The organism is Longimicrobiaceae bacterium (genome assembly GCA_035936415.1).
GTDB lineage: Bacteria > Gemmatimonadota > Gemmatimonadetes > Longimicrobiales > Longimicrobiaceae > JAFAYN01.
This window is the reverse complement of the sequence record DASYWD010000386.1, coordinates 1-10181: the sequence shown is the minus strand read 5'-3', so window position 1 is coordinate 10181 and position 10181 is coordinate 1. Positions and strand designations below refer to the sequence as shown.

8 protein-coding genes are annotated in these 10181 nt (G+C 74.9%); all 8 read right to left on the bottom strand.

Annotation, left to right across the window (positions count from 1 at the left end; genetic code table 11):
* A partial coding sequence (locus VGR37_15590; protein ID HEV2148827.1) for a hypothetical protein occupies nucleotides 1-452 on the bottom strand: 452 nt, incomplete at its 3' end.
* A gap of 209 nt (nucleotides 453-661) precedes the next feature.
* Nucleotides 662-1366, bottom strand: coding sequence for a hypothetical protein (locus VGR37_15585; protein ID HEV2148826.1), 705 nt, complete (start codon nucleotides 1364-1366; stop codon nucleotides 662-664).
* Between the two features lie 143 nt (nucleotides 1367-1509).
* The gene (locus VGR37_15580; protein ID HEV2148825.1) at nucleotides 1510-2658 is read right to left on the bottom strand and encodes a class I SAM-dependent methyltransferase; all 1149 of its coding nucleotides are present in this window, start codon (nucleotides 2656-2658) and stop codon (nucleotides 1510-1512) included.
* 37 nt (nucleotides 2659-2695) lie between these two features.
* On the bottom strand, nucleotides 2696-4927 hold the full coding sequence (locus VGR37_15575) for a cyclic nucleotide-binding domain-containing protein (GenBank protein HEV2148824.1): 2232 nt from the start codon (nucleotides 4925-4927) through the stop codon (nucleotides 2696-2698).
* A 150-nt stretch (nucleotides 4928-5077) separates the two neighbouring features.
* Nucleotides 5078-5389 carry a DUF3817 domain-containing protein gene (locus VGR37_15570; protein HEV2148823.1) on the bottom strand — a complete coding sequence of 104 codons (312 nt, stop codon included), beginning with the start codon at nucleotides 5387-5389 and terminating at the stop codon, nucleotides 5078-5080.
* Nucleotides 5390-5493: 104 nt separating this feature from the next.
* Entirely contained in the window at nucleotides 5494-6627 is a 1134-nt protein-coding gene (locus tag VGR37_15565; protein ID HEV2148822.1) for a PQQ-dependent sugar dehydrogenase, read from the bottom strand.
* Nucleotides 6628-6763: 136 nt separating this feature from the next.
* Entirely contained in the window at nucleotides 6764-7903 is a 1140-nt protein-coding gene (locus VGR37_15560; GenBank protein ID HEV2148821.1) for a hypothetical protein, read from the bottom strand.
* 18 nt (nucleotides 7904-7921) lie between these two features.
* Nucleotides 7922-10181: diguanylate cyclase (locus VGR37_15555; protein HEV2148820.1), on the bottom strand; the 2260-nt coding region annotated here is incomplete at its 5' end.

Here is a 10181-nt window from a genome sequence, read left to right as displayed (position 1 = left end):
GTCCCGCGGGGGGCGGGCGGGTCCACCGGGACGACGCCGCGGAGGTCGGCCTCCCCGCCGGAGCGCCGGATCCCGATGCGCCGCCAGGTGGCGTCGTCCCCGTCGGCCGGGAGGTCGGGAGTCGCCCGCCGGGAGGCGCGGTTCAGCGGGACCACCTGCGAGTCCACCACCATCCAGGCGGCGCGCTCCCCGCCGGAGGCGGAGTCGCCGGCCCGCGAATAGACCAGCACCCGGTCTCCCCTGGGGTTCCGGGTCGCCACCAGGGCGCCGGAGTCGCCGCCCTCTCCGCTCCCGCGGATCCACCGGCTGACGCTCTCCACTTCGCTGGTGTAGACCGGCCCGGACGAGGCGGGCGGCTGCTCTCCGCGCCCGGCGTCCCCGCGGCCGCACGCCGTGAGCGCGCCCGCGAGGACGACCGCGTGCAGGGGGTTCCGGAGGCGTCGCGCGCGCATGGTGGCTCCTCGTGCGGATGGCCGCGCCGGGGCCGTCCCGGCCGGTGACACGTCCGTACGGTTGCAAGCCGGGGGCCACCCGCCGCCTCCCAGGGCCCGCAACCGGCGATCAGGGCAGCACTTACGCTGTAGACAAGCCGGTACCCAAAGAAAATCCCCCGGCGCACGCGGCGCCGGGGGGAGACGTACGGCGGAAGGAGCGGGCCGGATCAGCGCGACCGCACCTCGATCACCCCGTGGCTGTGACCCTGGCCGTACGCGTAGGTGGCCCTGGCGGCGTCGAGGAAGCGGACCGACTCCACGTTGGCGACCGGAATGCCGCGGAGCGTCTCGACCTCGCCGAGGAGCGCACCGTCGTAGTAGACCTTGATCTTCCCGGTGCCGGGGTCGGTGATCACGATGCCGCCGGGCCCGTCACCCGGACCCCCGAAGCTCTGTCCGCGGGGATTCTCGCGGAACGTCTGGGTCCCCCGCACGTTCAGCCACTGGGGCCGGAGGGCGCGGATCATCTCCAGCACGTTGGGGTGGGGCGAAGCGGAGATCTCCTCGAGGAGGAGCTCGTTGCCACCGGCGACCGGGGCGGGTCGCGCCGCGGCCACGGTCATCGGCGCGCGGGTCCCGCCGCGGCTGCCGACCAGGAGCCCCAGCAGCGAGCCCGCGCCCCCGCCGACGCTGGCGTACCGGAGGCGGGTGGCCCCGAAGTTGTTGTCGTGGGTCCGGTCCCAGTCGCTGTACTGGACCTGCGAGGCCATGTAGCCGATCCAGCCGCCCACCAGCGCGCCGCCGACGGCGTGCAGCACCATCCGCGTGGTCGAGTCGCCGCGCCTGCCGGGGACCTCCTGCGCAGAGAGGGGGGCGGCGATGGTCAGCCCGGCGAGGAGGACGGCGGCGGATCGCGTGACGCTGTATCGCATGTTACGGCCTCTTCGGTGTCGGTGGGCGGCACGGCGCTGGTTCTCGCCACCAGGCGGGCCATCCCATTCAATAAGCCCCGTCCTCCCTGCCCTGTCAAGCACCTGACCTGCAGCGCGAAGAAGGCCCCGATCCGGCGGGTGCATCATGGAAGCTGCAGCACCCACCGGTACGCCTGGATGACGTCGCGCGAGAAGCCGTCCACGCATCCCCAGAGGTACACCTGGAACCGCCTGTACTGCGCCGCCCCCCAGCGCCGCTCCACCTCCTCCCGGTGCCGGTCCAGGTTCTGCGCCCAGTGCAGGGTGGTGAGCTGGTAGTTGTGGGTGTCGTCGTGCACCACGCGGAGCCGGAACGGGGAGCGCGCCACCGCGGCGAGGTAGTCGTGCAGGCAGAGCGGTGATCCGTTCCCGGGGAATATGTAGCGCTCGAAGAAGTCGGAAACGTCGTGCTTGGTGCGGGTGGCGCTGGCGTCCAGGCACACCTTCCCCCCCGGCTTCAGGAGGCGCTCGTAAACCCGCAGGGTGGCGCGGTAGTCGGGGAGGTGCTCGGTGACGCCCAGGTTGACGATCCCGTCGTAGCGCTCCGCCGGGCGGTGCTCGAAGAGGTGCTCCCGCACCACGCGGCAGGGGAGCCCCTCACGCTCGACGAGCGCCCGGATGTACCGCTCGGATGCGGCGGAGATGGTCAGGGAGGTGACGCGGATCCCCCGCCGCCCGGCGTGCTCGGTGAAGGCGCCCCAACCGCCCCCCACGTCCAGCACGCGGTCGCCCGGCCGGGCGCCGACGGCCTCCAGCGCGAAGTCGAGCTTGCGGGTCATGGCGTCCTCCAGCGGCTCGTCGTCGCGGGCGAACACGCCCTGCGAGTAGCAGCGGTGGCGCCGGTCGAGGAAGAGGGTGTAGAAGTCCGGGTCCTCGTCGTAGTGCTTCGCGATCCACGTCCGGTCGCTCGCCACCTGGCCGAAGAGAAGGGGCCGGAGGAAGCGGTACACGTAGCGCAGGGGGTGCCGGTCCGTGAAGAGGTCGCGCAGCGCCAGGAGCCGGCGCAGGTCGCCCTCCACGTCCAGCAGCCCGCGGAGGTACGCCTCGCCGATGGCGGTGGCGTCCAGGGTGCTGAGCGCGGCGAGCCCGCGCGGGTCGTGGACGACCAGGGTAACGGCGGGGTCGCCCGCGCCGAACACGGCGGCGGGGCCGCCGGGGAGCCGGAGCGCGAAGCCCCCCTCACCGCCCTGCGGCAGAAGGGAGGAGGCGCGCTTCTCGATGAGCCGGACCAGCCTGCGGAAGCGGGTGTCCATGGGCGCACGCGAGCGGAGGGTGGGACGGGCCGTGGCGCTACGGGACGGAGACGCCGGAGAGCGCGGCGCCGGCGCGCCGCTCCTGGAGGACCTCGGAGGCGTGGACGTAGCCGGCGTCGACGATCTCGTCGATGCGGGGGAAGTCCATCAGCCGGAACCGGTCGATGGGCGGGCGGAAGCAGAGGTCGGCGGCTTCCAGCGCGGAGCGCTCGCGGTAGATGCTGTGCAGCATGGAGGCGCGCATGGCAACCTCCATGAGCGAGGGGAAGCGCACCTGCGGACGGCCCCGGGTGAAGCGCCCCCGGATCACCTCCCAGGGCGAGGGGACGCGCTCGCAGGTGAAGGTGGCATCCTCCTCCACCGAGACCTCGCAGGCGAGGACCGTCCCCGCGCCCAGCCCGCGCATGACGTCCGTGGGCAGGTTGTCGAGGACGGCGCCGTCCACCAGGAGGCAGCCGTCGTCCAGCACCGGGATCGCGGCGCCGGGGAGGGAGCCGCTGGCGGTGGAGGCGAGCCGCAGCGAGCCCGTGCGGTGCACCACCTTCTCGGCGGTGGTGAGGTTGCTGGAGACGCAGTAGAAGGGGAGCCACAGGTCCTCGATCTCCGTGTCCCCGTACAGCATCCGCCCGCACTCGTCGGATCCTCTCTGCCCGATCAGCGAGAAGATGGGAACGGTGTAGCGGGTGTGCGGCCGGATCTGCACCCAGACGCGGTGGTTGACCTCGTGGATCCGCTCCGGGCTCCACCCCATGGCGTGCTGCGCGGCGATGGCGCCGCCCATGCTGGTGCCGCCGATCATGTCGATGGGGACGCCTGCCTCGCCGAGCGCCCGCAGCACGCCGATGTGCGCCAGCCCCCGCGCCCCTCCCCCTCCCAGCACCAGCCCCACCGCGGTCCCGGCGAGGACGCGCGCCAGCCGCGCGAAGCCGCCCTCCTCGCCCCAGCGCAGGTGGTGGTGCTCGTCCACGCGGCGCCCCTCCAGCCATCGCCGCGTACCCGTGGGGAGGACGGTCCCCTCGGGGTGCAGGAGCACCAGGACCTCGTGGGCGTCCGTGATGCGCCCCTCCAGCCCCAGCAGCGCGCGCTCGGCCTCGCCCGGGCGGGGATCGCCCTCCGCGCGGGCGACCAGGAGCACCCGGTCCGCCTGGCGCATGCAGCGGCGCGTCCAGGGGGTGGGGCCGGGCTCCGCCTCGTAGACGACGAAGCGGTGCGCGGCCTCCTGCGCCTCCAGCCACGCCAGGAGCCGGGGGCTCTCGGCGGAGCCCTCCCACGCCTGCGAGATCCCGGCCTCGGCCATGCGCGCGTCCACCCCCGCCGCGTCCAGGCGCAGGACGGACCCGTGCGCGCCGAGCGCGGTGACGAGCCGGTTGCAGAACTCGCGCACCGGGGCGCCGGAGCTGGCGGGGAGGACGGCGACGTTCACCACGCGGCCGGGGCCTACGCGCGCGCCGCGGTGCAGGCGCTCCACCAGCCCGCGGGTGACGCGCCGGAGGAGCTGGGGCTGGCGCGCCGCCAGGCGGTCGAACTCGTCGCTGGTGAAGCCGACCAGCACGCTGTCGCGCACCGCCTGCACGCGCTCGTCGCGGGTGGGGATCCCGAAGAAGGCCAGCTCGCCCGCCACCTCGCCGCGCCCGGACTCGGAGAGGACGCGGGTGGTGCCGTCGCGCTCCACGCGGACCGTCTGCACGCGTCCGCTGACGATGCAGTACAGGCCGTCGTCTGCCGGGGTGTTCTGCTCGAAGAGGAGCCGCCCGCGCGGGAGGTGCACCCAGTCGGCGGTGGCTTCCACGTCGTCCAGCAGTCCCCGGTCGAAGGTGCCGAACACGGTGTGCAGCCGGCAGAGCAGCTGGCGCAGGTGGAGCCGCCGGAGGGCGGCCGCGATCGGGGGGTGGGTGGCCGCGAGGTGGTCCACCCGCTCGCCCGGGACCCGCCCCACCACGGTGTCGCCCTCCGCCCGGACCACGACGGGACGGGCGCTCCCGGCGAGCAGCTGCATCTCGTCCAGCGCCTCGCCGGCCTGCAGGACGCGGACGAGCGCTTCCGCCCCGCCGGGGTCGGGCTCCACCGCGTGCAGTCGCCCCTCCAGCACCAGGTACAGGGCGGCGTCCCCGTGCGGGCCGGCGAAGACCGGGTCGCCGGTGCGGAGGGGGATGCGCTCCATCTCCGTGTGCAGCGCCGCCGCCGCCTCGGCGCCCAGGTCTCCGGGAAGCGCGGCGGACGCCCGGACTTCCGGGACGGAGGAGAACGGCTGGGATTCCGTGGAAGCCATTTGGGTCGCTCACAGCGGGGACCGAGGCTGCGAGCCGCTGCGCAGCCGTGTCTACGTTGCGCCGTGCGGTGCGGTAGTGCAAGGGGCGCGGCCCGGAACCCGCTCCCCGCCGTGCACCGGACCGCCCGGATCAGGACAGCCGCGGCACGGTCACGCGCGGCGTGGGGCGAGCTGCTCGTCCCGGCGCAGGTGCCTGTCCAGCACGAAGGGGCCGAAGGGGACCACCGACGCGACGGCCGCGGCCACGATGCGGCTCCATGGCAGGCTCCGCGTGAGCACCACCTCGGCCAGGGCGAGCGCGAAGAGCATGAAGAGCACGCCGTGCGCCCAGCCGACCACCTTCACGGCGGCCGGCATGCCGGCGAGGTACTTGAGCGGCATTGCGACGCCGAGGAGCAGGAGGAACGATGCGCCCTCGACGAGGGCGACGGCGCGCAGGCGTCCGACGGGTGTGTTCAGCACTGGGGATCCGGCAGCCGGGGTGGATCGCACGGTTCGGGCGCGCCCGGTGCGGCGCGCGGCGGCCGAAAGGTAACCCGTGCGCCGCCGCCGCGGGAGCCGCCGGTTCAGCGGACCGGCTCGAGCCGCAGCACCGGCGCCTTCGCGGCATCCACCAGAACGTAGAGGAAGCCGTCCGGTCCCACCCGCACGTCGCGGATCCGATGGCCGCGCCCGCCCAGCAGCTTCTCCTGCTCCACCACGCGCGCACCGTCCAGCCGCACCCGCGCCAGGTGCCGGCCCGCCAGCCCGCCGACGAAGAAGTCCCCCTTCCACCCCGGGAAGCGGTCCCCGTCGTAGATCGCCAGCCCGGAGGTGCCGATGGAGGGCACCCACGCGTGCAGGGGCGCCGCCACGCCCGGCTGCTCCGTCCGCTCGCTGACCTTCCGGCCGCTGTAGTCGATCCCGTGGGTGACGAGCGGCCAGCCGTAGTTGGCCCCGGGCCGGATCCGGTTGAGCTCGTCGCCGCCGCGCGGCCCGTGCTCCGTCTCCCAGAGCTCCCCGGTGGCCGGGTGGAGAGCCATCCCCTGCGGGTTGCGGACCCCGTACGCGTAGATCTCCGGGAGCGCGCCCGGGCAGCCGACGAAGGGGTTGTCGGCGGGGACCCGGCCGTCGTCGTGCAGGCGCAGGATCTTCCCCGCGTGGGTGCCCAGGTCCTGCGCGTTCCGCATCCGCCCGCGCTCGCCCACGGAGACGAACAGGTGCCCGCGTCCGTCGAAGACCAGGCGCGAGCCGAAGTGGTCGCCCCCGGTGCTCCAGGCTTTCGCCTCCAGGATCTCCTGCACCCCGGTGAGCCGGTTCCCCTCCAGCCGCCCGCGCGCGACGGCGGTGGTGGCGCCCCGCGGCCCGGGCTTGGAGTAGCTCAGGTACACGAGCCGGTTGCGCGCGAAGTCGGGGTGGAGGGCGACGTCCATCAGCCCGCCCTGCTCCCTCGCGCGGACCTGCGGCACCCCCGCGATGGGCTCCGGCGCCAGGACGCCGCCGCGGACGACGCGCAGCCGGCCGGGCCGCTCGGTCACCAGGACGTCGCCGCCCGGGAGGAACGCCATCCCCCACGGGTGCTCCAGCCCCTCGGCCACGGTGACCACGCGGTACGACCGGTCGCCCGCCTGCTGCGCCCGCCCCTCCGCGGCCACCTGGCCCATCGAGCCCGCCGCCAGGAGCCCCGCTGCCACGGCACACAGCCGCTTCGCTCGCTGCATCGTCCCCTTCCTCTCCCGGATTCGAAGGTGCTCCCCCGCCCCGCCCGCCCACCCGGGTGTACGCTCCAGCGGCCCGCACGATCCACACCCGGCCCGGAGATCCACCCGGGAACGGGGCGCCGACGGCCGACTCCCCCTACAGGAGCAGGGCCTCGACGCGGTGCGCGTGCACCATCTCCTCCCCCGGCAGCCAGGCGAACACGGTGAAGCGGCCGTCCTGCGAGGCGACCAGCGCGAGGGCGTCCCGCTGGTCGTGGACGAACTGCGCCGCGGAAAGGTGCCGCGTACCGCCGAGCTGGGCCGCGTCGACGACCTCGGCGCGGGCGCCCTGCACCGGCTCCACGACCACCACCCGCTCCACCGGCGCGCTGGCCGCCGGCCGCCCGATCTTGGCCCCGAAGGCGAGGAGCTGGTAGGAGTCGGTGATGACCGTGGCGCCGTCCACCGCGGTCAGCCCCGCGACCGCGGCCACCGCGCTGCGGATCGACTCGCGCCACAGCGGACGGCGCTGCTCCTCGGACTCGCGCCGCAGGAGCCGGGCGAGCTCGGAGAAGGGAGGCGTGACCGGGTACGGGACCGGGGGGAGGATGGACTCGTGCCACGTCCGGGATCCCTCCGGCACGACCAGGAGCGACCCCCCGTGCCCGTGCGCCCGCATGGAGACGGCGAGCTGGACCACCACGTTCACCGGATCCGTCCAGGAGCGGGGCGACCCGAAGCCGAGCAGCGAGGCGATGAGCGGCGCGCTCCGGGGCAGGTCGCCGCCGTCCTCGTCCACCACCTTCACCTGGTCGCCGTGCAGCACCGCGACGTTGGCGTACTTGCCGCCCTCCGGTCCGCGCCGGCGCTTGATCACCAGCAGCCCGGGCTCCACGACCTCCAGCACCAGGCAGGAGGGCGGCACGGCCCGGGTGGTTCCCCACACGCACAGCTCGCCACCGTCGTGCCACACGCCGATGTGGATCCCCGGACGCTCGACCGCGGGCGCCAGCCGGGTGAGGATCCCCGGCTCGAGCGGAAAGCGCCGGCCGAACGTGAGCGGCTCGCCCGCGCGCTCCGGGGGGAGGTAGGCGAGCGAGATCTTGGGGGAGCGGCCCTCCTCGCGGCGCAGGCTCGCCCAGAACGCCGCGCTGGTGATCTGCTCGATGGTCGCCTCGTCCGGCTCGGGGCCGACCTCCCGCTCGCCGCGGTCCCGCGCCGCGGCCAGGCATTCGGCGAAGTGCGCCCGCACCGCCGCCGACACGGCCCGGGCGGCGGGGTAGGTGGGTCCCGTCATGCCGCTCTCCTGGTAGGGTTATCCGTGCGGAACCGGCGCGCGCCCCTCCCGTCCGCGCAGCTTGGCGGCGCGCAGGCGTCCATCCGCCGCGTGCAGCAGCTCTTCGAGGTCGTTCCCGTCCTCCGGGAACGCGGCGACGCCCGCGCTCAGGGTGATCCGGCCCACCTCGGTGTGGTCGCGCAGCCGCAGCGGAGTCCGGCGGCTCTGCTCCTGGATGGCGCTCACCTGCTCCAGGGCCGCCTCCCGGTCGGCCTCCGGCATGAGCAGCACGAACTCGTCCTCGCCCTGCCGGGCGACCAGGTCGCCCTCGCGGACACGGCTCCGCAGCGTGGCGGCCAGCGCGCGCAGCACGTCGTCCCCGGCGGAGCGGCCGAAGCGCTCCGTGAGATGCCGGAACTGGTCCACGTCCAGGAGCGCGACGGCCGCGGGAAAGCCGTGCCGCCGCGCCCGGTCGATCTCGGCGGCGGCCCGGGTGTCGAAGAAGGCGCGGTTCACCAGGCCGGTGACGCGGTCCCGGAAGGCGAGCAGCCGCAGCCGCTGCGCCCGGCGCACGATCTGCCACGCCAGCAGCGCCGTCAGGGACAGGAGGATCAGGCGGGCCACCTGGGTGACCCAGTCGAACGGCTCCCCCACCGCCTCCGCGTTCCACCGGCTCGCCGCGTAGCCGGCGATCGCCCCGTACTGCAGCACCGCGACCGCTCCGGTCGTGAAGCAGATCCGCGGATCGTAGCGCAGGCTCGCCCCGGTGACGGCCAGGTAGTACACGTGGAAGACCCAGCGGCTGTTGGCGGACATCGACACGTCCCCGACCAGGGCGAAGCCGAGGAGGCCCGCGCTGACCAGCGACACGTCGACGGCGCTGCTCACGAAGCCGAGCCACGGCCGGTACCCTTCGCGCCGCAGGAGCAGGTGGATCGCCGCCGCGACGAGCACCCCCACGGCGCTGACCGCGAACCCCGCGACGTAGGAGCCGGTCCGCTCCACCAGCAGGTTGAGGACCGGGGGAACGAGGAGGAGGACGGTCGCGACCAGGCGGATCCGGGAGACAAGCCACTCGCCCTCGGCGCCCGCGTCCAGGAACACCGCGTCGGGCGTCCTCCACACGCGGCGGAGCCAGGGCTCGGGCGAGGCCCTGCTCGTACGGAGCAGCGCCTCGCGCCGGGCGGGGAGGAGGCGGTCGTACGCGACCCGCCGGATGAGGGAGTGGGCGAACGCGTACTGGCCCACCCTGTCCGGGACCTCGCGGACGAGCCGGCGGACGACGATCTCGTCCAGCGCCGCCGAGAGCGCCTCCGGCGAGAACCCGCCCGCCTCCTGCAGCTGCTCGAGGCTGAAGCGCTCTCCGAGCACGGCCGACGCTCCGAGCACGTCGCGCGCCGTGGGGCTGAGCCGGCCGAGCCGCCGCGCAACCACCTCGCGGACGCTCGCCGGGAGGGGGAGGGAGGCGCCGCTCAGCGCGTCGGGTGCCCGCCACCGCTCGTCGGAGCCGGACACGATGTAGCCTTCCTCCACCAGCGCCGAGGCCAGCTCGATCGCGTAGCGCGGGTTCCCCCCGCTCTCGGCGTGGAGCTTCTCCGCCAGGCCCCGCCGCTCGGCCGCAGGAAGCTCCAGCATGGAGGCGAGCAGCGCGTCCATCTCGTCGGCCGTGAGCGGCGCGAGGCGGATGCGGCGCAGCCCGGGGAGGTCTCCCGGATCCCCGGCTCCCCAGGCGGGATCGCCCACGCGCGCGGTGACCACCAGGAGGACCCCGGCGCCCGGAAGGTGGCGGGCCAGGGAGAGGGCGAGCCGCTGGCTCTCCGCGTCCGCGGCCGGCAGGTCCTCCAGGACGAGGAGAACCGGCGCCTCCTCGGCGACGCTCCCGATCACCTGCAGGACGGCTTCGCGCAGCGCGCGCCCGTCGCCCGAGGCTTCCGGGAGGGAGCGGAAGCGCTCACGCACGCCGGGAACCAGGGCGGCGAGCTCCGCCAGCGCCCGCTCCGATGCGCCGCCCAGGCCGGGCGCATCGCGCAGCGGTGCGAGGAGGTCGCGCGCGGCGGACCATGCGGCGTCCCGTTCGGACTCGTATCCCCGGGCGCGGAGGACGATCCGCTCGTGCCCGGCGTGCTCCACCCAACGGAGGAACTCCTCCACCAGGCGTGTCTTGCCGCTCCCTTCCTCGCCGGAGACGAGGGCCACGCCCGGGGCGCCGCCGCGGGCGGCCTCCCAGGCGGCCCGCAGCTCGCCGAACGCCGCGTTCCGTCCGACGAGGTCGGGCGCGAAGAGCGCCGCGGCGCCGCCG